At 58.6% G+C, this 24848-nt stretch carries 22 protein-coding genes; 15 read left to right on the plus strand and 7 right to left on the minus strand.

All coding sequences use genetic code 11. From position 1 onward, the window contains the following. Positions 1-8: 8 nt before the first annotated feature. Entirely contained in the window at positions 9-1289 is a 1281-nt protein-coding gene (locus tag ASN_RS00260) for a zinc ribbon domain-containing protein (RefSeq protein ID WP_058986890.1), read from the minus strand. 274 nt (positions 1290-1563) lie between these two features. On the opposite strand from ASN_RS00260, the gene ASN_RS00265 reads away from it, so the two are divergent. Genes ASN_RS00265 through ASN_RS00275 form a run of 3 tightly spaced genes read left to right on the plus strand, consistent with a single transcriptional unit; the run spans position 1564 to position 3842 of the window. Beyond that, positions 1564-2235, plus strand: coding sequence for a cell division ATP-binding protein FtsE (locus ASN_RS00265; RefSeq protein WP_006557051.1), 672 nt, complete (start codon positions 1564-1566; stop codon positions 2233-2235). Between the two features lie 3 nt (positions 2236-2238). Next, positions 2239-3222, plus strand: coding sequence for a cell division protein FtsX (locus ASN_RS00270; protein ID WP_058986891.1), 984 nt, complete (start codon positions 2239-2241; stop codon positions 3220-3222). Positions 3223-3278: 56 nt separating this feature from the next. Further along, on the plus strand, positions 3279-3842 hold the full coding sequence (locus ASN_RS00275; protein WP_058986892.1) for a YdcF family protein: 564 nt from the start codon (positions 3279-3281) through the stop codon (positions 3840-3842). A gap of 47 nt (positions 3843-3889) precedes the next feature. Here the strand turns inward: ASN_RS00275 and fghA are convergent, their stop codons facing one another. Further along, a complete protein-coding gene (gene fghA / locus ASN_RS00280; protein WP_058986893.1) occupies positions 3890-4744 on the minus strand; it encodes an S-formylglutathione hydrolase in 855 nt (284 codons plus the stop codon). Positions 4745-5062: 318 nt separating this feature from the next. Here fghA and ASN_RS00285 point away from each other — a divergent pair, with 318 nt between their 5' ends. The 3 genes from ASN_RS00285 to ASN_RS00295 all read left to right on the plus strand — a co-directional run bounded on the left by ASN_RS00285 (position 5063) and on the right by ASN_RS00295 (position 8355). Then, complete coding sequence (locus tag ASN_RS00285) at positions 5063-5938, plus strand: bestrophin family protein (protein WP_039903074.1); 876 nt, start codon at positions 5063-5065, stop codon at positions 5936-5938. Positions 5939-6027: 89 nt separating this feature from the next. After that, on the plus strand, positions 6028-6618 hold the full coding sequence (locus tag ASN_RS00290; RefSeq protein ID WP_039903072.1) for a CarD family transcriptional regulator: 591 nt from the start codon (positions 6028-6030) through the stop codon (positions 6616-6618). Between the two features lie 117 nt (positions 6619-6735). Further along, positions 6736-8355 carry a tetratricopeptide repeat protein gene (locus tag ASN_RS00295; RefSeq protein WP_058986894.1) on the plus strand — a complete coding sequence of 540 codons (1620 nt, stop codon included), beginning with the start codon at positions 6736-6738 and terminating at the stop codon, positions 8353-8355. 101 nt (positions 8356-8456) lie between these two features. On the opposite strand, the gene ASN_RS00300 is transcribed toward ASN_RS00295, so the two are convergent. After that, positions 8457-9887: a penicillin-binding protein activator gene (locus ASN_RS00300; protein WP_231948310.1), complete on the minus strand. Its 1431-nt coding sequence runs from the start codon at positions 9885-9887 to the stop codon at positions 8457-8459. On the opposite strand from ASN_RS00300, the gene rsmI reads away from it, so the two are divergent. Beyond that, the gene (gene rsmI, locus ASN_RS00305) at positions 9856-10821 is read left to right on the plus strand and encodes a 16S rRNA (cytidine(1402)-2'-O)-methyltransferase (RefSeq protein ID WP_058989023.1); all 966 of its coding nucleotides are present in this window, start codon (positions 9856-9858) and stop codon (positions 10819-10821) included. The genes ASN_RS00300 and rsmI overlap by 32 nt on opposite strands. A gap of 82 nt (positions 10822-10903) precedes the next feature. Here the strand turns inward: rsmI and ASN_RS00310 are convergent, their stop codons facing one another. Then, positions 10904-12043, minus strand: coding sequence for a BaiN/RdsA family NAD(P)/FAD-dependent oxidoreductase (locus ASN_RS00310; RefSeq protein ID WP_231948529.1), 1140 nt, complete (start codon positions 12041-12043; stop codon positions 10904-10906). 85 nt (positions 12044-12128) lie between these two features. After that, positions 12129-12797, minus strand: coding sequence for a glutathione S-transferase family protein (locus ASN_RS00315; protein WP_058986895.1), 669 nt, complete (start codon positions 12795-12797; stop codon positions 12129-12131). Between the two features lie 169 nt (positions 12798-12966). Between ASN_RS00315 and minC the strand changes: the two genes are divergently transcribed. From minC to minE, 3 genes are all read left to right on the plus strand, one after another. Next, a complete protein-coding gene (gene minC, locus ASN_RS00320) occupies positions 12967-13665 on the plus strand; it encodes a septum site-determining protein MinC (protein ID WP_058986896.1) in 699 nt (232 codons plus the stop codon). A gap of 146 nt (positions 13666-13811) precedes the next feature. Continuing rightward, positions 13812-14627 (plus strand): septum site-determining protein MinD, encoded by an 816-nt coding sequence (gene minD, locus ASN_RS00325; RefSeq protein ID WP_006557037.1) that lies wholly within the window; start codon positions 13812-13814, stop codon positions 14625-14627. After that, the gene (minE, locus tag ASN_RS00330) at positions 14624-14944 is read left to right on the plus strand and encodes a cell division topological specificity factor MinE (protein ID WP_006557036.1); all 321 of its coding nucleotides are present in this window, start codon (positions 14624-14626) and stop codon (positions 14942-14944) included. The genes minD and minE overlap by 4 nt, the downstream gene beginning before the upstream one ends. A 211-nt stretch (positions 14945-15155) precedes the next feature. Here minE and ASN_RS00335 read toward each other — a convergent pair whose 3' ends face one another. Then, entirely contained in the window at positions 15156-15845 is a 690-nt protein-coding gene (locus ASN_RS00335; protein WP_006557034.1) for a GntR family transcriptional regulator, read from the minus strand. Then, positions 15842-17632, minus strand: a complete 1791-nt coding sequence (locus tag ASN_RS00340) for an ABC transporter ATP-binding protein (RefSeq protein WP_058986897.1) — start codon at positions 17630-17632, stop codon at positions 15842-15844. The genes ASN_RS00335 and ASN_RS00340 overlap by 4 nt, the downstream gene beginning before the upstream one ends. A gap of 246 nt (positions 17633-17878) precedes the next feature. Between ASN_RS00340 and cysG the strand changes: the two genes are divergently transcribed. The 5 genes from cysG to lptG all read left to right on the plus strand — a co-directional run bounded on the left by cysG (position 17879) and on the right by lptG (position 24846). Continuing rightward, the gene (cysG, locus tag ASN_RS00345; protein ID WP_058986898.1) at positions 17879-19276 is read left to right on the plus strand and encodes a siroheme synthase CysG; all 1398 of its coding nucleotides are present in this window, start codon (positions 17879-17881) and stop codon (positions 19274-19276) included. A gap of 431 nt (positions 19277-19707) precedes the next feature. After that, positions 19708-21366 carry a porin gene (locus tag ASN_RS00350; RefSeq protein ID WP_099048270.1) on the plus strand — a complete coding sequence of 553 codons (1659 nt, stop codon included), beginning with the start codon at positions 19708-19710 and terminating at the stop codon, positions 21364-21366. 172 nt (positions 21367-21538) lie between these two features. Beyond that, positions 21539-22366, plus strand: coding sequence for an aldo/keto reductase (locus ASN_RS00355; RefSeq protein WP_006557028.1), 828 nt, complete (start codon positions 21539-21541; stop codon positions 22364-22366). Positions 22367-22564: 198 nt separating this feature from the next. Then, positions 22565-23713, plus strand: a complete 1149-nt coding sequence (lptF, locus tag ASN_RS00360; RefSeq protein ID WP_006557027.1) for an LPS export ABC transporter permease LptF — start codon at positions 22565-22567, stop codon at positions 23711-23713. Positions 23714-23730: 17 nt separating this feature from the next. Continuing rightward, positions 23731-24846 (plus strand): LPS export ABC transporter permease LptG, encoded by a 1116-nt coding sequence (gene lptG, locus ASN_RS00365; protein WP_006557026.1) that lies wholly within the window; start codon positions 23731-23733, stop codon positions 24844-24846. Positions 24847-24848: the final 2 nt, after the last annotated feature.

Raw genomic sequence — 24848 nt, forward strand, 5'->3', positions numbered from 1 at the left:
AGTTTGGCTTAACCGGGCTGGTGTAGCCGGCCTGCTGCAGGCCACGCGTGCACAATAGCGCCCCACCAGTGCCAACCTGCCACCAAGACCACAATTGCCAGAATAAAGCTGCCAATCCACGCCCGGCGCCAGAATATATCCTGCGTCATCATGTCTCGCAGGCTGCCCTTACTGCCTACGCGCTCGGCCAGCCCGGCTCCGGTTGCCAGAACCTGCTGATAAGCGGAAGACATACCTGCCTGGAGCTTGTGAGCATGCTGCTGGGTGGCGCTTGCAGGTTCGCGCGCAGTCTGTTCTGGCTGCGTCTGCGCGGTAGCTGTTTCGACCTGCGGCTCTGCGGTCGTCTGCTCTTCAACAACCTGCTCACCAGCAGCTTCGCTTCCGGCGATTTCCTCATTGGCAGCAGTGTCCGAGGAAACCGGACCTGATGGAGCTTCCGGCGCAGGCGACGCGACAGGAGCAACCTGCTCTACGCTTTCAGACGTTTCTGGTCTGACAGCCTCAGACTGGGGAGCTTCCGGCAGAGACTGAGAAACCTTCTCCTCCGCGGGCAAAGGAATGTCTGGTTTCTTTGCTTCCGGTTTTTCCTCAACGAACGCTTTTTTCTCAGTCTGGGGTTTCCCCCACGCTGGAGCAGGCCAAGGCGAGGCAACAGAAGAAACCGGCTGTGCTGACGGCTCCTCCTTTTCTTCCACCTGCGCCTCAACTGGAGACGCGGCACCGTCCTGAAGGGCGGGCTCACTCTTCTCCGGCTCGGGCGGGTGGGCGAGTGAGGCATCCTCGCCCTTTTTTACAGACTCATCAGCCTCGGTTTGGCTCGCGAAATGCTGTTCTGCGGGTTCGGGCTCTTCGGCTCCAGCCTCTTCCCGCTCAACAGGTTCCGCTGGCTGGGCCGTAGCAGGCCCCGACGAGGCTGGCGTTCCAAAAAGTTTTTCAAAGGCTGCCGCAGAAGACGGTGCTGGTGGTTCCGTGGCCGCAGCCTCTGTTGGTGCGGAAGGAACTGCCTCAGACTCTGGCACGGGCTGAGGTGAGGATACCGGGGGAGCAGCCGCAGGAGCGGGCACGTCCGGCTTCGGCGGTATGAGGCCACCCTCCGGCACCGGCGCTGGCGCACGTGCGGTAACAGCGTTCTGCTCAACGGAAGGTGCTGGTGGGGCCGTAGCTTCTTCCACCGGAAGCTCCACACGCCATTTTACCCCGCAGGCAGAGCATTTCAGCGTGTGCCGCTTGGCCAGGAGAGCCGCAGGCACCTGATAGGCAACGCCACATGAGGGGCAAACTATTCTCATCAGTATTCTCTGTCCTGCCGTAGCTGTCATGGCACGCGTTGTTCAGCCGATACCGAACGCATCCGCCTGAAAAGCAGCTTTTCAAGCACCCTCTTTAATACAAGAGGCAGCCCACCATGCCAGAGGGGATTTTGCACAATCGCCGTTAAAACAGTCTGGGCCACTCCCTTTGCGGCTTATCATCGACAGTGCAGGCTGCTCTCCGCTACTATCAGACCATGCATCACGTCGCCCAGATCACGCCGCGCCGCAGCGCCCAACACGTCTTTCTCTCATGATCCGTCTGCAAAACGTTTCATGGCGGCGGGAACGCAAAAATGGAACTCCAGTTCTCTCCGGCCTGTCCTTTTCGGTGCCACAGGGCGGCTTTCGCTGGCTGCTTGGCCCGTCCGGCGCGGGAAAAACCAGCCTGCTCAGCCTGCTGCATGTGGAAAGCCTGCCTACCGATGGCAGCATGGATATTCTGAACAAGAGCGTCACGGCGGATGCCCCACGGGCCACATTGATGCGCTTGCGCCAGCGAATCGGCATGGTGCATCAAAATTACAGACTGATGCCGGATTTATCCGTGGCGGATAATGTCGCCCTGCCCCTCCGCCTTCAACACCGCCCGGAAGATGAGATCACGGATGAAGTGCATGCCATCCTGAAATGGGTCGGGTTGGGAGAGCGTGTGAACGTACGGGCCTCCCGCCTCTCGGGCGGAGAGCAGCAGCGAACGGCCATTGCCCGCGCCATTGTTCACCGCCCCGGCCTTGTTCTGGCAGATGAGCCAACCAATGCATTGGAAGAAACCCAGGCGCACAAACTGCTGGACCTGTTTGGCGAGCTTAGCAGCATGGGCACAACCGTAATTGTTGCCACCCACAATGAGGCGCTGATCCGCCGCCTGCCCCAGCCTTCGCTCTATCTGGAACGTGGCCGACTTGTGCGTGAGGGAGACTGACCCATGGCGCTCCCGTTTTCCGGCCGCAAGGATGGCCTCTCCCTTTCTGAAGCGTTGCCGGACAGAAGCCTGTTCATTCTTGTGGCCATGATGAGTTTTCTCGCCGCTCTCACCCTCACCGGTGCCACGGGAGCCCGCGCGCTGTCCGCCCGCTGGGCCGGAGGGGCCGCACAGTTGCTCACCATTCAGGTTTCCGCCCCGGATCAACCGGCTCCCGCCACGGCAACCTCGCCCCAGAAAACAGCCGCCGGGTCGTCCTCCGTTACGTCCACCTCAACGCAAACACGCGCCGATGCCGTCCTTGCGCGCCTTTCAGACCTCCCGCCGGGAACACAGGTTCACAGGTTAAGCAAGGAAGAACTGGCGCATCTGCTCACACCATGGCTGGGGGACGCCAGCAACAGCGCGCTCCCTCTTCCTGCCGTTATCGAAGTGCGTCTCCCCAAAGGGGCGGAACCTCCGGCTGATCTGGAACAGACCCTCAACACACAGGTGCCGGGCACATTTGTTGAGCATAATGCCGAGTGGAGCACGCGGCTGCGTGCGCTGGCGGATAGCCTACTGGCCTGCGCGGCACTGGCTCTTGCCACCGTGGGAGGTATTGCCGCCATGATTACGGGGCTTGCAACCCGTACCGGCCTTTCCACCCGACGGGACATTATTGAAATCCTGCACGGGCTGGGCGCCACAGACAGCTACATTGCCGGTCGCTTTGCCGGACGCACCGGTGGCCTTGCCCTGGGCGGGGCTATTCTGGGAACGCTTCTCGCCATCGCGCCACTTGTTTTCCTGTTCAGAATGGCAGCTCCGTTTGCTGTTTCCTCGCTTCAAACCACCAGCATGACCATGCCAGACTGGCGTTCCCTCCCGGACATGTTGCCGCATGATCTGCTGATCGGCCTTGCGGGGCTCCCGTTTGTTGCCGCCTTTATCGGCTGGATGACAACACAGATCATGGTCCGCATCTGGCTCCGCCGTATGCCATGAAAAGTACTCCGGCCCGGCAGCAACCCGCACACTACCGACGCTCCCGCCCAAGCCGCATGCTCCGCAGTGCGGTCAGGCTTGGGTTACTGCTGTTCATCTGTCTGGGGGTGACGTTCGGCTGGTTTGTTTATGACGCACTCCAACCCGCCCAGACTGTTCCACACACAGATGGCATTGTAGCCCTTACGGGTGGGCAGGGCAGAATAGACATGTCTTTGCGGTTGCTTAGACAAAATCAGGCTGAAAAACTGCTTATCTCAGGCGTGGACCCGCAAGCGGGACGCAACGATCTTCTGCCCCCCATGCCTGCCAGCCTGAAGGACCGTATCACCTTGGGATATCAGGCGCGTTCAACCATTGAAAACGCTGCCGAGACCGCCGCATGGGTTGCGGATAATCATATCTACACCCTGACAGTGGTGACTGCTGGCTACCACATGCGCCGCGCCATGCTGGAACTGGGCCGCACCCTGCCGGGCGTGACCCTGTATGCCTATCCCGTCAAACCCCCGGCTCTCGAGCATCCCTTCAAGGGCGATACCCTGCGGCTGCTGCTTACAGAATATCTGAAATGGCTCGGCGCTCTGGCAGGCATGGTGCACAACCCTTCCAGAGCATAAAACGCGCAGCCATGCCTGACTGTTTTCAACAAAGCATCGCTTTGCTGTCAGGCTTTCAGAATGGCCGCGTGGTGGCGTACATGATCTGCCGCAAAGCTCTGCACAAACCAGTATGAGTGATCATACCCTTCGTGCTCGCGGAGCGTGAGCGCCTGTCCGGCATTATGCGCGGCGGTTGCCAGATGCCACGGTTGAAGTTCACGCTCCAGAAACTGATCGGCCTTTCCCTGATCCACCAGCAACGGAGCGGGGTGGCTATGGCCATCTTCCAGCAGGCACACCGCATCATAGGCACGCCACGTTGCCTGATCTGGTCCGAGATAGTTGGTAAAGGCCTTTACCCCCCAAGGTACCACTGTGGGATGCACAATCGGAGCAAAAGCTGAAACAGATTTCCAGAACTGGGGAGCGCGCAACCCATGCACAAGCGCGCCATGGCCTCCCATGGAATGTCCCGTGATGCCACGTCGCGTGCCATCCAGCGGAAAATGCGCTTCTGCCAGACGGGGGAGTTCCTCAGAAATATAGCTTCCCATTTTGTAATGCTTGCGCCACGGGTCCTGCGTGGCATCCAGATAGAACCCGGCACCTGTACCAAAATCCCAGTCGGCGTCTTCTCCCTCAACGCCTGCCCCACGCGGCGACGTATCTGTTGCCACAAGAGCAATTCCTAACCGGGCAGCCTCCGCCAGCGCATCCGCCTTGATGAAAAATGTCTCTTCCGTGCAGGTCAGGCCAGCCAGCACATACACAACGGGCACGGGGTTATGGGCGTCTGCTCCCGGCGGCAAAAAGACGGCAAAACGCGCTTCCAGCCCCAACACGTCTGACTGATGCGTATAGAAGCCAACACGCCCTCCGTGGCATACATGCTCCGACCGCGTCTTTACTGTATTAGGCACCCTGCTTTTTCCCTTCTGCTCGCCATCTGAACCGTTCCGTCATGGTCAATGGTGCTGGCCGTTCCGTCAACACCGTTGCGCTTCCTGCCCCAAACAAGAAGAGCCATTGCTACCTTTTTCACTGTAGCGGGAGAGCGGAAAATCTGGTCACATCGCGTCCTTACTTGCCCGCAAAGTAACGAGGACCTGAATGCTGTCGGACGCATGACAAACCTGTAACATGGACAGAATGCGCGCCATCAGGCAGGAAACCGTAAGCGTCCTTCCTAGTTACTGTGTCTTCCCTGAACCACACCAACCATAACGGAGACTATCTGGATGATCGTTGACCAAAGGATCGGCTTGCGGATTATCAGCAAAGAGATCCTGGGGGTTTTCCTCCTCATGGCTGCATGGGATTGTGTCGTGGTTATCCTGTTTCAGGTGTTCCATCAGGAATGGATGGAACTTCCAAGCCTTCCCACATCCCTGATTGGTTCGGCCCTTGCCCTGTTCATGGGGTTCCGCAGCAACAGCGCTTACGCCCGTTGGTGGGAAGCCCGTACCTTGTGGGGGTCTATTACCAACAACTGCCGCTCTTTTAGCCGTCAGGCTGGCACATTGTTAGGAGACCGGCCTGATCTGATGTTCGGCATTGCCGCCTACCCCCATGCCCTGCGCGGCGCTTTGGGGAATGTGGATGTTTCAGCCGATGTCAAACGTCTGCTGCCACCCAACATGGCCAAGGGCATTGAAGGCTGGCGCAATCAGCCCAACGCCATTCTCTATCAGTTGGGGCTGGGCGTGACCGAGGAAGTCACCAAGAAAGGCATTGATGGTGCCGTGCATGGCCAGATAGACCGCATTCTGTCTGATCTCGCCAATGCACAGGGTGGTCTGGAACGTATTCGCAATACGCCTCTTCCCATGCAGTTTTCCGCCCTGCCACGTGCACTGGTGAACATTTTCTGCATCATCCTGCCCATCTCCATGGTTCAGACGCTTGAATGGATTACGCCACTGGGTTCCTCCCTTGTGGGTATGCTCTTTCTGGTGCTGGACAAAAGCGCGAATGATCTTCAGGAACCCTTCGCCAGCACGCCCCATGCCCTGCCTATGGCAACCATGGCCCGCACCATTGAAATTGATGCCGTGCAGCCTACCGGCCTTGCGTCTCCGCCGCCGCTGCCCACCATCAAGGGCATCCAATCCTGAACGCGACGCGATAACACTCCTGGGCCCCACTGGGGCCCTTCTGCCGTTATGGAAGACAGGGCCACGAATTTATGCTATAAGCCTTGATCATGAGCACATTCAGAACCACCCCCAAAGGCGGCGTGACAGATGCAATGGCACGCACGGCCGCAGCAACCACCGCAGCCCAGGCCAAAACCAAAATCAAGGACGACGACCCCTTCCAGGAAGGTGACGCCATTGTCTATGCGGCCCACGGCGTAGGGCGTGTGGACCGTATTGGCGTTGATGAAATTGCGGGCACGAAGCTGGAAGTGATCCAGATTTCATTCCCCGGCAACCAGATGACCCTGCGTATTCCGCTAACAAAGGCCCGCAAGGCCGGTTTGCGCAAGATTGTCTCACGCGAAATTGTTGACAAGGCCATGGCCATCATCAAGGGCAAGCCGCATGTCAGCAAAGGCATGTGGGCACGCCGTGCCGTAGCCTATCAGGAAAAAATCAACTCGGGTGATCTGGTCCAGATTGCGGAAGTACTGCGTGATCTGCGCCGCAACGTGGACAGCCTGGACGGCAGCTTTAGTGAACGTAAACTGTTTGAAGCCGCGCAGGAACGTTTTGTGGCCGAAGTTGCCGTGTTGGAAAAGAAAGACCCGGCAGACGTTCTCTCCTCCCTGACAGAAGTTATGAAGGCAGCCTGATAGGGCCTCCATCATTATTCTGAAAAAACCCGGCTGGCGTTACGCTTTGCCGGGTTTTTTCATACCTGCTTCTGTTTTGCTTTCCTGCACCGCATCTGGACGATACATAAGAGAACCATGACGCGCCAAGCTTCTCCCCCCACCCAGACTCACCCTGACCAGACCACGCTACGCCGCGCCCTGAGCGAGATAAAAGCCGGTCGCTTCGAGCCCATGCTGGCCGTTCTGCGCCCTTACGCCAAGCTGGATGATCCGCAGGTGCAGACCCTTCTTGGCCTGTGTTACGCAGGAACGTACGAACCCCGGAAGGCGGCGGAGCTTTTCTGCGCAACCGCCACCAAGAACCCGCTGGCCCAGCATCCATTGCAGGACCTTAGCGAGATCATGGTCGCGCTGGACCGCCGGGAAGATGTGCTGCCAGTCTGCCGGGAGGCCCTGAAGCTTACGCCCAAGGATGCCCGCGTGCATGAAACTCTCGGTGGCATGCTGGGGCAAATGGGCCAGTTTGATGAAGCGTTGGAGATTCTGCGTGAGGCCGTTGCCCTGCGCCCCAACAACACGCTTGCCGCCAACCTGCTGGCCATGGTGCTGGCAGAAAAAGGGAATATGGAAGAAGCGCTGGATGTTCTGCACACCGTAAAGGAAGAACATCCGGATCATGCAGGAACGCTGTCCAATATCGGGTGCGTTCTTTCTGGCATGGGGCAACTGGAAGAGGCTCTGGATTTCTACCGCCGCGCCATTACCTACCGCCCCACCAATGCGCAAATCCGCCTGAACCACTCCATTACGCTGCTTAAGGCTGGCCGTTATGCCCAAGGATGGGCCGAACATGAATGGCGCTTCAAGCTACCCGGCCATACCAGCCTGCCCCCCGAACAACTCATGCCTTCTCTGGGGCCGAACACGGATATCCGAGACAAGCGCATTCTCATCACGCAGGAAGAGGGATTGGGCGATACATTAATGTATCTGCGCTACATCGAACCTCTGGCCCGGCGGGGCGCTATTCCTCACTTGTGGGTGCCCGACACGCTCGGAGATCTGTGCCGTCGCGTAACCGGAGCGTTGGAAGTGCAGGTTGGTGGCTCCACGCCGGAGTACGACTGGCATTGCCCCTTCATCAGCCTGCCCCGCGTTTTTGCCGCCACGGAAGATGCTATGGGCGCTGCCGTCCCGTATCTGAAAGCTGATCCGGACAAGGTGAGATATTTTTCCGGGTTTATGCCACGTAACCGCAAACTGAATGTCGGGCTGGTATGGGGCGGTGCCCCGCGCCCCAATCTGGTGGGCCCCTACATGGTGGACCGCCGCCGATCCATGAACCTGAGCACCTTGGCGCCACTTGCCTCTGTGCGCGGCATCAACCTTATCAGCCTGCAAAAAGGCCCCTACGCAGAGCAGATGATGGACCCGCCGGAAAATATGGTTCTGTATGATCCGACAGATGATCTGCACAGCATGGATGATACAGCAGCGCTTATCATGTCACTGGATGTTGTGGTGTCGGTGGATACCTCCTGCGTGCATCTTGCGGGTGCGCTCGGCAAACCCGTGCTGATGATGGACCGCTATGATAATTGCTGGCGGTGGCTCCATAATCAGACAACCAGCCCGTGGTATCCGGAACTGCGCATTATTCGTCAAAAAGCTCCCCGCGCGTGGGACGGCGTTGTGCAGGAAGTGACCCACACCTTGGAACAAATGGTTAAACAGAAGCGGAAAGCTGGGCGGTAACGCTCCCTCCCTCTTGCTGGAAACGAAAAAGGCGCTCCCGATAAGGAAGCGCCTTTTTTCATTCTGCCAGAAGCAATCTCTGCCTGACTTTTACGCAAGCCCTAGCCGGAAACATCCGTTTTCAGGCTGGAAGGTGCAATCAGCTTGGCGCCGCTGCCATTGCCAATCACTTCAAACACACCCAACGCACGGCGCGTCCGTCCATTGGGCTGCAAGGTGAACGGACCATCCACCCCAGCAAACCCTTCCGGCCGTGTCAGCACATCTGCGGGGTAGCCCGATGGGGCAACCTGAGAGACGGTTTTGGCCACCATGGCGGCGTCATACGACAAATCAGCCAGAGGCCGCGGCATATGGTGATTCCGCGCCAGAAAACGGCTCGCAAAACTCTGCCGTGATGACGGATCTGGCGCAGCGTACCACGCGCCTTTCAGGGCACCCAGCTTTGTTGCAAAAGCAGACCACAGCCCCGGCCCCATGATGCGCACATTACTGGCGGAGACCTGACTGTCATTCAGGGCGGTAATGATGTTCTTCAGCCCAAGGCCCGTGTCACCCAGCAGCAGGGCATCAAAGGGCGGCGGAGAAAACGCACCTGCCGTTGCGGATGACGCTGGCGTGGTCGCCGCACCATTTTCCGGTTTAAGCGCAGCAGCGAGATCAGATGGCAAAGGTTTTTCCGCATCTGCCACGGCATCTGCGGGAGGGGCACCGGTAGCAGGCGGTGTGGTGCCTGATGCGGCCTGTGCCTCGGAAAGACGGCTGTCATAAGAGGAAAGCTGACGCATTTTCTGTGTAATGCTGTCCACGCTTCCTGTGTGATACAGAATGGCGGGCGCATTCAGCCCCTGATCCTGACACGCGGTGACAAGACCATTCCCCAACGCGTGCCCTAGCGGATTATCCGGCAGCAATGCCGCAAAACGATGACGCCCTTCCTTGCGGGCGAGTGCGACAAGCCGCTCCACCTGATCTTCCGGCGTAATGCCCATGACCCATACGCCTGCACGGGCCTGGGAGACATCACTGGTAAAAGCCAACACGGGCACGCCCGCATTCTGGGCAGCAGGCGCCGCCGCAGCCGTATCACCCGCCGTAAGCGGGCCAAGCAGAATGCCATCCCCTGCGGCCAGCGCTGCAGAAGCCGCAGCGGCAGCGCCGCCTGCGCCTGCAGTATCGTGCACATCCATGGTGGGAGCACCCTCAGCCGGAGCAGGCGTGGAACCGGTTGTAGCCGCAGGCGTGTCAGTCAGCGCCAGGGCAGCGCCGGAAAGCAGTTCACGCCCCAGACCTGCGTTAGGGCCGGTCAACGGCAGCAATACACCAACCTTATGGCTTGCTTTTGGAGCCTGCGCGCCCGATCCTGCCGAGCCAGACTGATCCGCGCAGCCTGCCAGCATAAGCCCCACTGTGCCCAAAACAAGCCGATTCCGGCCTTGCGCGCCGCGCGGTTTGCCGTCAGACCACCCGTGGGTGCTCCAGACAGGAAAGAATAGGCGCGTGTCATCATCCAGTTCGTCCTCCGAAAACAACCGGTCTGAGGCACAGTGCGACCGGGACAGTCTCCTCCATAGCGAAGGAAAAGCCTCAAGTCATGCCCCGCGTGCGTTCAGCCTGACTCTGGTGGCAACGCCCATCGGTAATCTGGGAGATTTCAGCCCCCGCGCGGCACAAGCGCTGTCGGAAGCTGATCTGGTGTTGTGTGAGGATACCCGCACCACAGCCCGCCTGCTTTCCGAAAACAGCATTTCCGCCCGCACGGAAGCCCTGCACGAGCATAATGAACGCCAGCGCGTGCCTGCACTGATAGAGCGTTTGCAAAACGGCACGCGCATTGCCCTTGTTTCCGACGCCGGCATGCCTTTGCTGTCTGACCCCGGTTACCGGCTGGTGCGCGCCGCCATTGAGGCCGATATTCCGCTGACCGTCATTCCCGGCCCCAATGCGGCATTAACGGCGCTGGTGCTCTCCGGCCTGCCCCCGCACCCGTTCATGTTTGTCGGCTTCCCGCCACCACGCTCCGCTGCCCGGAAGGAGGCATTCGCCAAACTGCATGCCGCCGAGCGCGCCGGGCTGACCGCCACCCTTATCTGGCATGAAGCCCCCCACCGGCTGGCTGAAACGCTGGCGGACATGGCCGAGATTTTTGGTCCTACCCGCCCCTGTGCCGTGGCACGCGAACTCACCAAACGGTTTGAGGAAGTCAGGCGCGCGCCGGTAGCTGATCTGGCCGCCTTTTATGCCGAAACACCGCCACGGGGTGAGATCACCGTCCTGCTTGGCCCCGCCGAGGCCGAAGAAACCAGCGCGGATGATCTGGACACGACACTGCGCTCCCTACTGGAAACCCACTCTGTCAAAGACGCAGCCGCCCTTGCTGCCACCGCCGCAGGCCTGCCCCGCCGCACGGTTTACGCCCGCGCACTAGAACTGGCCGCAGAACGAAAAGCCCAAAATCAACCCTAACAAGGGGAACGAAAGACCCATCGGCGAGGGAACATCCAACAAAGGCAGCCGTGGCCCCCTGCGGCCCCTAAACAAGCCGCCTTTAGCGGTTCGCGGCTACAGCTTCCCCGGCAGCGTGGCCGCTGGCCCATGCCCATTGGAAATTATAGCCGCCCAGCCAGCCGGTAACGTCCACCGCTTCGCCGATAAAATACAGGCCGGGCACCTGTTGGGCCTCCATGGTTTTGGAGGAAAGCGCGCGCGTATCCACTCCGCCGCGCGTGACTTCCGCCTTGGCGAAGCCCTCCGTGCCCGTTGGGTGCATATCCAGCCGATGAATATGCTCGGCCAAAGCGCGAATGGTTTTATCTGGCCACTCCACCACTGGGCGATCAGGCGCGAACTGGCGCGCCAGTTCCTGCGCCAAACGCTGCGGGAACCACCGGCTCAACACAGCAGGCCCGCGCATTTTGCCTTTGCTGGCCTTGACCTCCGCCAGCAGGCGGCCACTGTCCTGCCCAGGCAATAGATCAAGCCGCACGGGCTGCCCCGCCTGCCAGTAGGACGAAATCTGCAACAAAGCAGGGCCGGACAAGCCGCGATGGGTAAACAGAAGCGCTTCTTCAAACGCCACTTTGCCGCAGGATGCCTTGACCGGTAGGGAAACCCCGGCCAGTTCCTTTACCCAGCTTTCCGTGCCAGCGCCGAATACCAATGGGACCAGTGCAGGTTCTGGCGTGATGACCGGCAGACCAAAATGCCGTGCCACGTCATACCCAAACCCGGATGCCCCCAGCTTGGGGATAGACAGGCCCCCCGTTGCCACAACAAGTGCAGCAGACGTGAACTCTCCTGCTGACGTCCTGACCCGAAATGCCTCGGCACGGCTGACGTCAGCCACCCGCACATCCGTCAGCAAGCGCACGCCTGCCGCATCACATTCGGCAAGCAGCATTTTGACAATGTCACTGGCAGAATTGTCGCAAAACAACTGGCCAAGCTTTTTTTCATGCCACGGAATTTTATGGGTTGCGAGCAGCGCCAGAAAATCCGCTGGGGTGTAGCGGCTCAAAGCAGAACGGGCAAAGTGCCTGTTCTGGGACAGAAAACATTCAGGTTTGACATCCCGGTTGGTAAAATTGCACCGGCCTCCGCCAGAAATGAGAATCTTGCGTCCCGGCTCAGGCGCATGATCCAGCACCACAACCCGGCTGCCACGTCGGGCTGCGGTAAAGGCGGCCATCAGCCCGGCTGCGCCAGCGCCAATCACCACCACATCCGGCGTGCGCCATGTGGCCTCACGCCGTTCAGGTCGGGTCACCAGCCGCTCAGAAATCAAGATTGGCGTAATAGTCGGGCGGCGTGATGCCCGCCACACGGTCCGTCAACAGCGGCCGGAAACACGGGCGGGACTTCATGCGGGCATACCAGTCTCGCACCGCCGGGATACGGGACCAATCTATGTCCCCAATAAAATCAAGGCTGGATAGATGGGCCGCTGCGGCAAAATCCGCCAGAGACAGGAAATTCCCGGCTAGCCAGTTCCGGTTTTCCGCCAGATGGTTCACGTATTTCAGGTTCGGCTTCATGGCCGCGTAACCTTCACGCAGCACCGTACCATCGGGGTTGCCCCGACCGCTCAGGCGCTTCATCACACGCTCGCCAATAAAGCGGTTGGTCACTTTTTCAGCAAAATAGCCATCAAACCACGCCACAAGGCGGCGTACTTCAACCCGCTCAGCCAGCGTGCGGCCAAGCAGCGGGGTATCGGAATACGCTTCTTCCAGATACTCGCAGATCACGTGAGAGTCTGGAACAATCAGACCATTGTCTTCCACCAGAACAGGCACCTGACCTGCCGGGTTCATGGCCAGAAATTCCGGACGCACCTCCCACACCCGTTCAATAATCGCTTCAAACGGCAGGCGTTTTTCGCCCAACACAAGACGGACCTTGCGGCAATAGGGAGAAATGGGGAGATGAAAAAGGGTACGCATGACGCAGATTTATGACATTGTCTGCGCCTGCACCAGAGGATAAATCATATCTTTTATCATCAAATATGCGCGGCCACCCTGCTTGTGTGGCATACGCTCGACAGATCGGCCTCCCCGCTATACTCCTTGCGCCATCCCGTTTGACCTTACCCAGCGAGATCCCCAACCCTTGTCCGGCACGCCATCCTCCCCTCCCCGTATCCGTCTTTCTGGCAGATCCTTTCTGGCGCTCACGCTCACGCCTGAGGCACCTCTGGCAGACTGGCTGCACGCACTTGACCTGCAACTGGCCCGCTCCGCCGGTTTTTTCTCCGGCAAACCCATCATCCTTGATCTCAGCCTGGTGGACGCCCAGACCCCGGATCTGGCGTATCTGCAACAGGCGCTGGAAGAGCGGGGCGTACGCCTGATCGGCATTGAAGGAGCAGACCGCTCCTGGCCCGCCCTTGCCGGATGGAACTGGCCCGAGAGCTTTATTGGTGGACGGTCTTCCGGCAACATCGATATTCCGGAAGATGATGTTCCCGTCCCACCTGCCCCCAGCACACTTTTGCTTGAAGAGCCCATCCGCTCTGGCCAGCATATTGTCTGGCCGAATGGGGACGTGATCATTCTCGGCTCCGTGGCCTCCGGGGCGGAAGTTTCTGCCGGTGGCTCCATTCACGTTTATGGCGCACTGCGTGGGCGAGCCATTGCAGGCATTGGGGGCCACGCGGACGCCCGTATTTTCACCCGCCATCTGGAAGCGGAACTGGTGGCGATTGATGGATTTTACGCCACAGCCGAGGAAATGGACGCTGAACGGAGCGGAAAACCCACGCAGGTTGTGCTCTCCGGAGAGACGCTCACTTTCCACCCGATGGCATAATTACGGCATTTTCCTTAAAAAGAATGTTGATTGAGTGAATATTCTGCATTCCATTTTTGACCGCAGATTGTAATCTTGCCGCCAACACGGCCGTCACACCCTGATTGATGGCAAGAATGGACTAAGACGAAAGAGGAATAAGACGAATGTCAAAGGTTCTGGTCGTCACGTCAGGTAAAGGTGGGGTGGGTAAAACCACCACAACCGCAGCCCTGGGCGCCGCACTGGCCAAGGGAGGTCAGTCTGTTGTGCTGGTGGATTTTGACGTCGGCCTGCGTAACCTTGATCTGGTTATGGGGGCGGAACGCCGGGTGGTGTTTGACCTCATCAACGTTATTCAGGGCGATGCCAATCTGGCTCAGGCGCTGATCAAGGATAAGCGGGTAGACAACCTCTCCCTGCTGCCTGCCTCCCAGACACGGGACAAGGATGCCCTCACCTCAGAAGGTGTCGCCAAGGTTATTGATGAACTGCGCAAGAAGTTTGACTGGGTTATCTGCGATAGCCCGGCGGGAATTGAACGCGGCGCACAGATGGCCATGTATCATGCCGATGTGGCGGTGATTGTCACAAACCCGGAAGTGTCTTCCGTGCGTGATAGTGACCGCATCATCGGTATGCTCGACAGCACGACCGCCAAAGCCAAAAAGGGCGAGAAGCTGGAGAAGCACCTGCTCATCACCCGCTATGATCCGCAGCGCGCCGCGAAGGGAGACATGCTGGGCACGGATGACGTGCTTGATATTCTCTCCATCCCGCTGCTGGGCATCATTCCGGAAAGCGGGGACGTTCTGCGTGCTTCCAACGTAGGCGCACCCGTCACCATTGCCGAGCCGGACAGCGCGCCCGCCCGTGCCTACACGGATGCAGCCCGCCGCCTGAATGGTGAAAAACTGGAAGTGACCATTCCGACCGAACGCAAAGGCCTGTTTGACTGGCTGTTCAAAAGGAGAGTTGCATGAGCTCCTTCCTCTCCAACATCTTCAAGCGCCGCTCTTCCGCTCCGGTTGCGCGGGATCGCTTGCAGATCCTGTTGGCGCATGAACGTATTTCCGTGGGGGATGGCAAGGACGATCTGCTGGCCCAACTGCACCGCGAAATCATGGAAGTGATCAAACGCCATGTTGCCGTTGATCAGGACAAGGTTCAGATCAAACTGGATCGGGGTGCGCAATATTCCACGTTGGAAATTGATGTGGAAGTTCCGGGCCTGACAGACGGCAAACCGGCAGCCCCTGCCAAGCCTGCACCGGATAAAGCCAAGGCCAAACCAGCCTGAGCAGACACGGGCATGAGTGTTTATGAAAAAGCCAGCAGAGGGACCTCCTTTGCTGGCTTTTTCATTCTTAAAAATTAACGTCCCGCTCTGCCGCTACAGCAAAAATAGCCAGAACGGATTTTTCAATCCGGTCGGCCATCTAGTGCGCGAAAACGGGTGGCCTCTTGTTCCGCCATAGAGGCCGGACAGAATTTGACACCCGCCCGCCATCTTATGACGGCAGTAACGGCTCCAGCCAGGACTGAGCCTGTGCAAAATCGCGCCGCATGGCTTCCGCTGCTTTTGTAACGTCATGCTCACGAAAGGCCGACAATAATTGCAGATGCGGGTGATTTTTATCCGCCGGGCTAATGTCCGGCAGACCATTGGCCGCTGCATAGATCGGTCCGATCCGCGTCCATAACCCGTGCATGAAGCCTGCTGTCAGCGTCAGGCTGGCAAAGTCTGCCACCGCACTATGGAAAGCCGCGTTAGCAACGGCCGTGCCATGCGGGTCTCCAGCCTCATACGCACGGATGAAGTCGTTATGGCATTCTTCCAGCGCGGCAATCTGCTCTGGCGTAATACGCTCTGCCACGTTCCGGGCCAGTCGCTCTTCAATATCTGCCCGCAGAGCATGGATTTCCACAAACACCGCGCGGGAAATAACAGGCACACGCGCCGTATTGCGCTCATCCAGTTCCAACGCCTGTTCGGACACCAGCCGCAGCAGAGCCTCACGCACCGGCGTCGGACTGAGCTTGAGAGAGGCCGCCAGCGGCCGCAGGACCAGCCGGTCCCCCCCACGATACTGGCTGTGAATAAGCCGTTCGCGTATCTGCTCATAGGCGTAGGCCGCAAGGGCTCCCCGGCCAGTCCGCCGTTCCGTAAGGGGAGTAAGAGCTTCATCCTGCAATATCATGCGTGCGCTACCTGCTTGCTCAGAAAATACCTGTAAGGACCATCCTGCTGTTCCAGCACTGCGGGAGGTCCATCTTCCACAATCCTGCCGTCCTGCATCACGACAATTCTATCAAAGTTCCGCAAGGTGGAAAGCCGGTGTGCCACGGCAATCACGGTTCGGCCCATCATAAGCCGGTCCAGCGCCTTCTGCACATGCTCTTCGCTTTCCGTATCCAGTGCGCTGGTGGCTTCATCCAGAATAAGGATGGGTGCGTTGCGTAGAAAGGCGCGCGCGATGGCAATACGCTGGCGCTGCCCGCCCGAAAGCTTTACGCCCCGATCCCCTACAATGGTCTGAAACCCCTCCGGCATAGCCTCAATAAATCCGGCGCATCCCGCCGCCATGGCTGCAGCGCGCACCTGCTCATCCGTCGCATCCGGTCGGCCATACCGAATATTTTCCAACACGGACCGATGCAACAGCGACACATCCTGCGGCACAATGGAAAGACAAGCGCGCAACGCATCATCCGTCAAACCGCGAATATCCTGCCCATCTATCAGGATCTTGCCAGACTGCACAAAACGCAGGCGCTGCAACAACGCCAGCACGGTGCTTTTGCCTGAACCAGACCGCCCCACCAGCCCTACGCGGCTGCCAGCCGTGATGTGCAGATTGAAATCCGACAGCACAGCCGTCCCACCAGGATAGGCAAAATCCACATCCCGAAAGGCCACATCGCCTTTCACTGGCCCTTCCATCTCGGTGGCGTCTTCAGCATCAGGCATGTCATGCGGCACCAGCAGCGCTGACAGCACTTCAGAAAGCCGGGCGTTATGCTGGATGGTTTCTACCAAAGACATGGCGAGGTCTCGCGTGCCGTGCAGAATGGCAAACCCCAGCGTAATGACCATGACCACCTGCCCCACAGTGGCCTGCCCCCACTGCCACAGCAACACCGCCCAGATCAGCAACCCAGTTGTGAGAACGGCAGTCAGGGCCGCGTGAACCATCCGCAGGCGTTCCATGTAACGCAGAGACTTGAGCCGCTGCCCCATTTCCCGTTGAGCCAACGCATTGAAGCGTTGGCGTTCCCGCCAGCGCATGCCAAATGCCCGCACAAGCGCGATGTTGCCCATGACGTCCAACGTCTCGCCTTCCAGTCCGGCCGCGGCCTCCGCATACAGCCCGTGCAGGGATCGCCCCCGCACCGCCAGCCGGAACATGAGAAAACACAGACCAGAAGCTGTGATGACGGTAGCAGCCCCCATCACCCAACTGACGGACAGCATGAGCGTAACGGACAGCACCACATTCAGCGCAGGAGGCAGCACATTCCACGCAAGCATGTTTTCAATAATAAAGCTGACATTGCCTGCCGTGGCGATACGGGTTGCCAGCGATGTCGGCATACGGTCTGCAAAATAGGCGGGAGAATGCCCCGTAAGAAAACGAAACAGATCCTGCCGGATATCACCTGTAACCGCCACAAAAGTGCCAGATGCAAACCAGCCTGCCACACGCCATGAAAGGTTATCCGCCACAATCAGGCCAATCAGCAGGCCAACGGCACCCCACGCGGCTTTGGTGGGCGCGCCGTGTGGAATGCTGGTCATGATATCCACCAGATGCCGGATGCCGTAGGAGGACATGACCGAACACCCAATAGCGGCCGCCACTGCGCCAAACACCATGCAATGAGCAAAGCCCCTGCACCGCATGTACCGCAGCAGAAACCGGACGGGATGCCCTGCATAACGGGGCAGATCCTTGTCTGGCACCATAATGGCAAGCTGTTCTTTCATGCGCCTCAGACCCTGCACGGCAAACAGGTAGTGGGGACCGTTTTCTCACCCCAAGGCATCTGGCAGCACATTCTTCACGCTCCTCCACTCTCGCGGCGCTCAGGCCCGCACGGCGCTTTCTCTTGTCTGTTATCAGGGCTCTATCATGGCAAGAGCCCTCCAGACGTGCAGAAAAATGAAAAAAGTGCGCTTACGGAGAAAACGCACTCTTGCATCCGGGCGTGAAGACTGCTTGCTCCTTATCTTATGCAACCTCCCTCACAGAAATCTGGCTGGTTCCCTGTTGTCCTCCATCTGGAGGGCGCGCGCGTGCTTGTGGTCGGCGGCGGGAATGTGGCGGCCAACAAGGTACAGCTCCTTGTTCCTACCGGGGCAAAGGTGGAAGTCCTCTCCCCCACCCTCAGCCCGGAACTTCAGACTCTGGCTGAAGACGGCGCGATCACGCACATACAGATGGATGTTACGCCGACAGATATGGCCGGGCGCCTGCCCGGTTGCCGGCTTGTGTATGTCGCCACCAATGATACCGGGCTGAACCGGGCAGTGGCAGCACTGTGCCAGCAAGCCAATGTGCCAGTCTGTGCAGTGGATGACCCCGGCGTTTCCAGCTTCATTACGCCAGCCCTCACCCTCCGCGGCGCGGTGCAGGTTGCTGTCTCAACAGGGGGTGCGGCCCCTGTGCTTGCCCGCCGTCTACGGGCAAAAATTGAAGAAATTCTTCCTGCAGGGCTGCACAGACTGGCGGACTTCATGCAGGCCATGCGCCTGCCCTTGCGCGACAGGCTCCCCAATTCATCAGACAGACGGCAAATCTGGGAGCGCTTTCTGGACGGACGCGGCAGCCACCTTGCCCTCAATGGTGACATGGCTGGCGCCGAGCAGGAACTAGAGCGCCTTCTTGATGGCCATACGCTCAAGGGCGAAGTCTGGCTGGTTGGCGCTGGCCCCGGTGACCCGAACCTGCTGACCCTTGCAGCCCTCCGGCTGATGCAGGATGCCGATACGGTGCTGTATGACAACCTCATCGGCCCCGAGATTCTCAATTATGTCAGGCGGGATGCCGAGCGCATTTTTGTGGGCAAGCGCCGCAACCGGCACACTCTGCCGCAGACAGAGATCAATAATGAACTGGTGCGCCGCGCCAAAGCTGGGGAACGTGTTCTGCGCCTGAAGGGCGGAGATCCGTTCATTTTCGGGCGTGGTGGGGAAGAAATGGAAGCCCTAATGGAAGCGGGCATTCCCTTCCGTATTGTGCCGGGCATTTCCGCTGCCAATGGATGTGCAGCGTATGCAGGCATCCCGCTTACCCACCGTGATTGCGCGCAGGCCTGCCTGTTCATTACCGGCCATGCCCGCGCGGACGGAACACTTGAACTGGCGTGGGAAACCATTGCCCTGCGTAGCCAGACGGTTGTGATCTACATGGGCCTGAACATGCTGCCCTTTTTGTGCACTCAACTAAAAACGCACGGCCTGCCGGGTGACTGGCCCGCTGCCCTTGTGGAACGGGGCACAACCCCGCAGCAACGTGTCTTCACTGGCACGCTGGATACGCTGCCTGACCTTGCAACCACCCATAATGTGATCAGCCCGACGCTGGTCATTATTGGGGAAGTCGTGCGTCACCGCGTTATTCCGGGCTAAAAGCGAGATAAAAATTTCGTGATAGTTTCTCTTTGCAACCATCGCTAAAGGGCGTTTTTAGAACGCCCTCAAACTTTATTCAGATTGGCAATCCATAATCTGCACATATCTCACCTCATCATTACTGATAAGACCATAGAACAAAAGCAGGATTATCTCGTTCTGTTATAACATTTTTTGATCAAAACAATACTCTCGCAACTCCTTGTTTTTAAATATTTCGTTCCCTACCCTGCTTCCAATTGATCCAACCGAGAGCTCATCACGCGCCCTGAAAACGCAGCGCTCCCCACCCGAATGGGAAGCGCCATCCTCCTGAATATACAGAAAAAACAACCCTCTCCTGCGCCAAAAACACCTGTCATGAAGGTGTTGACGCAAGCCCCCCGCTTCTTCCACAGAGAGAGTTCCATTCCAAGGAGCGGATATTCATGGCGTCGAAGAAGCACGCTTTTTACACTCTTTTACTTGCTGCCTCCGCCTGCGTGCCGTTTTTTGAAGCTCCTGCGGCTCTGGCCGATGATTACAGCGATCTGCTGGATATTTTGCGCGCCAAAGGCAGCCTGACCCAGCACGAATACGATACGCTGCTCTCAAAGCATTTACGCCACACGGCTGCCCCCGCCCAGCGGAGCAGCGGCCCGGCCCATGCCGTGCATACCTCAGCCTCCACTGGCGGTGCCCATCACGTTACGCCGCATGTCACACACTCGGTTCAGGCGGGATATGAAGATGGCATCCGCTTTGATCCGGGTGCGGAAGACAACGCCAGCCTGCGCGCCCAGCAGGCCGCAGACCGTGCGGAAGCCAGTGCCCGCTCCGCACAGCAGGCCATGCTCTCCACGCAGGATGCCCTCAACAGCAACAGTATCGTGCGCGTGGCAAAATACGTGCCCGGCAAGGGGCTGACTTTCAAGGCTGGTCCGGTAGACATCAATCTCTCCGGGTTTATCAACGGTTTCTACACGTACAACAGCCCTGCTGGCGGCAGACCTGTGGCGGGCGGTGTCTCCACCGGTTCCAGCGGGTTTGACTCTTCGGCTGTGCGTAACGGCCTGCTGCCCGCAGGCTTTATCCTGAAGTTGAGCACTACGCAGTCTGGCATTGATATGTCTGCCGTGGTGGGCATGTATCCAGGCATCAACAACGCCAAGAATGGCGCGTTCAACGCCAATACCGGTGGTAGCCCGGTTGGGCTGGGCACAGCCGGGATCGATCTGCGACAGGTTTACGTCACCTTCGGCAACAAGGACGTGGGCACATTCAAGGTTGGCCGAGACCTCGCTATTTTTGGCAGCGACGCCATCCTGAACGATGCGACCCTGCTCAGCGTGGGCTCCACCGGCAGCAATGCTGCTCCCGGCAATACATCGCTGGGCCGCATTGGCGTAGGTTATGTCTATGCCGACTGGATTCCGCAGATTTCCTACGTGTCCCCCACCTATCACGGCTTTCAGGGCTCAGTGGGTGTGTTTCAGCCGCTGGATGAATTCAACTTTGCCGGTGGTGGCTATTCAGCGGAATCCACACAGCATTCCTCCCCCATGGTGCAGGGCAAAGGCACATATGATTTCAAGATTGGCGGCGTTCAGACCCGCATCTGGGCCAGCTTCCTGATTCAGCATCAGCAGTCCCTTACCAGCACCTTGCTGACGGAAGAAGATAGCGGACGTCGGGGGGCCATGGCGGAAGCGGGCGAAATTGGCACCAAATTCACCTATCACGGCTTTCAGGGCGTGGCCTATTACTACCGTGGCAGCGGGCTTGGCACCACCGGCCTGTTCTTTGACGGCATTGCGGCCAACGGGCGCAAGCGTGCGTCAGAGGGCTATTACGTGCAGGCCATGTATAACTTCACCAAGAAATTCAAGCTGGTTGGCAGCTACGGTGTCAGTAACCTGTATCAGGCACCCGGCGAAAACAGCACGGAACTGGTGCGCCGCAACCAGTCTGAAGTTGGGGCCGCTTATTACAGCCTGACAGACTGGCTGAACCTTGTTGGGGAATTTGCCCATACAGAGTCCGCGGCCCACGGCCCCAATCGCAACAGCGACAATTCCGGCTCCGCAGGGGTGATCCTGCTGTTCTGATCCCTTCCCGGAAAGGCTGTTTCAGCAGCGTTCCAAGCCCCCTTTCACGTCAGGCGGGGGCTGGAACGTTTCACTCCCCCACACGTTGGCAAAAGAGACGCTGCCCTTGCCCCAGAGCGTGATTTTCTGAGGCACGGGCAGCTTTTGCACGCTCGGAAAGGTTTGAGACGTAATGCCCACCGCACCTCTTTTGACGTTGAACGATGGCCACAAAATTCCTGCCATGGGCTTTGGCACCTACCCCATGAAAGATCAGGAAGTAGAAACGGCCGTGCAGGCCGCGCTCCTTACGGGCTACCGGCTGATTGACACGGCAGCGAGCTATGAAAACGAAACTGGTGTTGGCAATGCCATTCAGGCCTCAGAAATCGATCGCAAGGATATTTTCCTGACAACAAAGCTTCGTGGAGCCGATCAGGGATATGACGCCGCCCTCCGCGGGCTGGACGCCAGCCTGCAACGGCTGAACATGGAGTATGTTGATCTCTACATCATCCACTGGCCGCTTCCGGCAAAAGATCTGTATGTGGAAAGCTGGAAAGCCATGATTGCGGCTCAGAAAGACGGCAAGATCCGCTCCATAGGTGTTTCCAATTTCCAGCCGGCTCATCTGGAACGCCTTATTCAGGAAACCGGCGTGACCCCCGCCGTCAACCAGATTGAAATCCATGTCGATTTTCCACAGACAGAGCTGGTGGCCTTCAACACACGCCACAACATTCTGACTGAAGGCTGGCGCCCCCTTGGCAAAGACCTGATGAAAAATCCTGTCATTGACCAGATTGCCGAAAAACATAACCGCAACCCGGCCCAGATCATGCTGCGCTGGGCGACCCAGCTTGATATCATTCCCATTCCCAAATCAGGCAATCCGGACCGCATGCGCGCCAACCTGGAAGTATTCGATTTCACTCTGGATGAAACCGATATGGCCGAGATTGCCACGCTCAACACCGGTAATCGTCTAGGTGGAAATCCTGACACTTATGAAGAGTTCTGATTTCTGAAACTGTCTTTTCCTCTACCACGGCAGAGTCTCCCGTTGGGGCCCTGTCGTGCGGAGGAAAATAATTTTTTGTCCATTTGACAGGCTAACGCCACGTTAAAGCCTCATCTCGTCTCTACACCCCCTCCTTTCCCGCACATCTTCCTGGCCAGGGGGTGTTGCCCTTGCCACAGGAGGGCGTAGATAAGGCACATGACCGCCCGTTCATTTTCATCCTGGCTGAAGGCCCGCGTTCCTACTCTGGACCGCTACGTGTTTCATCAGCTTCTGGTCGCCCTTCTGGCAACAACAGGAGGGCTGGCGGCTCTTATCTGGCTCATGCAATCCCTCCGTTTTGTTTCTCTGGTGGTGGACCGCGGGCTGTCTCTGCGGGTGTTTATTGAACTCACCAGCCTGCTCATTCCCTCCTTTGTGGCTGTGGTGCTCCCCATCACCACGTTTGTGGTCAGCCTGTTCGTGTACCAACGTCTGGCAGGCGACCGGGAACTGACGGTTATGCGGGCAGCCGGTCTTTCCCCCTTTGCGCTGGCGCGACCGGGGCTGGCCTGCGCCATCATGGCCACCTTTGCGGGGTTCCTGCTCAATCTGTGGATTGTCCCCCATTCCTACCATGCCTTCCGGCAGTATGAATTCCAGATCCGCAACAAAATGGCCGCCTTCATGTTGCAGGAGGGCGTGTTCACCAAGGTTTCGGATGTCATGACGGTCTATATCCGGTCCCGCACGCATGATGGTACGCTGCACGGCATTGTTGTGCAGGATGATCGCCAGCCGGACCGTCGCGCCACCATTCTGGCCAACCACGGCACCATGATGATCGTCAACGACACGCCGCGCGTGGTGCTGTATGACGGCTCCCGTCAGGTGATTGACCATAAAACGGGGCGGCTCGACATGCTGGTGTTCCAACAGGATTCCATGGACCTGTCTTCCACCCATCAGGAAGACGCCCGCTTCCGCGATGCTGCCGAGATGTCCCTGCACGAACTGCTTCACCCAAACCCGCAGGAAGTCTCCGCGCGCGATACAGGGAAATTCAAGGTTGAGGGCTGGCGCAGGCTGACCTCCCCCCTTACCTGCTTCTCCTTTGCCATGGTCGGCCTGTTTGCCGTGCTACGCGGTGTCTTTTCCCGCCACGGAAATATCAAACGTCCTCTGGCTGCGGTGCTGAGTGTGGTGGGATTGCTTGCCATCAATCTTCTGCTGCAAAACCTCGCCAGCCGTAATATGGCACTCATTCCGCTCATCCCCCTTGTTGCCCTTCTGCCCGGCCTTGTCTGTTCGGCTATCCTGTTCGGGGCGGAATTCCGGGCTGGCCGCAGCCAGACCCGCTCGGCCTGAGGGAAAAACGCGCCATCATGGTTGTTTCCGTTACGCTCTCTCTCTACATCGCGCGCCAGTTCGTCTTTTCCGTGCTGGCCATGATCGCCTCGCTCACAGGCATTGTGTGCCTTTTTGACTTCATTGACCTGCTGCGCCGCGTGGCAACAAAGCCAGATGTCTCCACCAATGTGGTGACGGAAATTGCGGCCCTCCACGTTCCCTACTTCGCCATTGAGATCCTGCCCTTTGGCATCCTGCTGGGGGGCATTGTCTGCTTCTGGCGGTTAACCCGCTCTTCCGAACTGATTGTGGCCCGTGCGGCGGGCATTTCGGCCTGGCAGTTTCTGGCAGGTCCGCTGGCCTGCGCCATGCTGATTGGGGCTACAGCCACCGGCATTATTTCCCCCGTTTCCTCCACCATGTACCGCCGGGCGGAAGAGCTGGATCAGCAATATCTCCGCACCGGGGGCGGCCCACTCAGCCTGTCCAGTGGCTCCCTTTGGCTGCGGCAGTCAGATGCGGAGTATGATCCTCACGGCGTGGCCATTCTCCATGCCCGCGGTGTGCAGTTGGGCAAGGACAACATTATCCGTATTCGTGAGATCAGCGTGTTCCGGCTCGACCATAACGACAAACTGATGCTGCGAATCGAATCTCCGGAAGGCTATCTGGGAGACCGCGCGTGGGTGCTGCAAAATGCCCAGACCGTGCGACCTTACGACATTCTCCGTTCTGTCGGGCAATTTAATCTGCCGACAGATCTGACCGTCAGCCGCGTGCAGGAAAGTTTTTCCTCGCCCGAGACCCTCTCCATCTGGGCGCTTCCCAGCTTTATCAAGCTGCTGGATCGCTCAGGTTTTTCCTCAATTCGTCATAGAATTCACTTCCAGTCCCTGCTGGCGTTGCCCATGCTGGCGGGCACCATGGCGCTGGTTGCCGCCGGTTTTTCCATGCGCCCAACCCGCCGAGGTGGCGTTGCGCAGATGATCGGGTCTGGCGTTGCAGCGGGATTTCTGCTTTTCACAGTATCAAAAGTTGCAGAGCAGTTTGGTAACTCCGGCGCCCTTCCCCCCGTACTCGCGGCCTGGGCACCCACAGTCGCCGGGTTGTGTCTTGCTATTTCGTTGTTGCTTCATCTGGAGGATGGCTGATT

Source organism: Acetobacter senegalensis, assembly GCF_001499615.1.
Classification (GTDB): Bacteria; Pseudomonadota; Alphaproteobacteria; order Acetobacterales; family Acetobacteraceae; genus Acetobacter; species Acetobacter senegalensis.

Bases quoted from the DNA above. Each gene is read 5' to 3' on its own strand.
- ASN_RS00260 (WP_058986890.1), bottom strand. From the start codon at position 1,289: ATGAGAATAGTTTGCCCCTCATGTGGCGTTGCCTATCAGGTGCCTGCG.
- ASN_RS00265 (WP_006557051.1), top strand. From the start codon at position 1,564: ATGATCCGTCTGCAAAACGTTTCATGGCGGCGGGAACGCAAAAATGGA.
- ASN_RS00270 (WP_058986891.1), top strand. From the start codon at position 2,239: ATGGCGCTCCCGTTTTCCGGCCGCAAGGATGGCCTCTCCCTTTCTGAA.
- ASN_RS00275 (WP_058986892.1), top strand. From the start codon at position 3,279: ATGCTCCGCAGTGCGGTCAGGCTTGGGTTACTGCTGTTCATCTGTCTG.
- ASN_RS00285 (WP_039903074.1), top strand. From the start codon at position 5,063: ATGATCGTTGACCAAAGGATCGGCTTGCGGATTATCAGCAAAGAGATC.
- ASN_RS00290 (WP_039903072.1), top strand. From the start codon at position 6,028: ATGAGCACATTCAGAACCACCCCCAAAGGCGGCGTGACAGATGCAATG.
- ASN_RS00295 (WP_058986894.1), top strand. From the start codon at position 6,736: ATGACGCGCCAAGCTTCTCCCCCCACCCAGACTCACCCTGACCAGACC.
- ASN_RS00310 (WP_231948529.1), bottom strand. From the start codon at position 12,043: ATGGCCGCCTTTACCGCAGCCCGACGTGGCAGCCGGGTTGTGGTGCTG.
- ASN_RS00315 (WP_058986895.1), bottom strand. From the start codon at position 12,797: ATGCGTACCCTTTTTCATCTCCCCATTTCTCCCTATTGCCGCAAGGTC.
- minD (WP_006557037.1), top strand. From the start codon at position 13,812: ATGTCAAAGGTTCTGGTCGTCACGTCAGGTAAAGGTGGGGTGGGTAAA.
- minE (WP_006557036.1), top strand. From the start codon at position 14,624: ATGAGCTCCTTCCTCTCCAACATCTTCAAGCGCCGCTCTTCCGCTCCG.
- ASN_RS00335 (WP_006557034.1), bottom strand. From the start codon at position 15,845: ATGATATTGCAGGATGAAGCTCTTACTCCCCTTACGGAACGGCGGACT.
- ASN_RS00340 (WP_058986897.1), bottom strand. From the start codon at position 17,632: ATGAAAGAACAGCTTGCCATTATGGTGCCAGACAAGGATCTGCCCCGT.
- cysG (WP_058986898.1), top strand. From the start codon at position 17,879: ATGCAACCTCCCTCACAGAAATCTGGCTGGTTCCCTGTTGTCCTCCAT.
- ASN_RS00350 (WP_099048270.1), top strand. From the start codon at position 19,708: ATGGCGTCGAAGAAGCACGCTTTTTACACTCTTTTACTTGCTGCCTCC.
- ASN_RS00355 (WP_006557028.1), top strand. From the start codon at position 21,539: ATGCCCACCGCACCTCTTTTGACGTTGAACGATGGCCACAAAATTCCT.
- lptF (WP_006557027.1), top strand. From the start codon at position 22,565: ATGACCGCCCGTTCATTTTCATCCTGGCTGAAGGCCCGCGTTCCTACT.
- lptG (WP_006557026.1), top strand. From the start codon at position 23,731: ATGGTTGTTTCCGTTACGCTCTCTCTCTACATCGCGCGCCAGTTCGTC.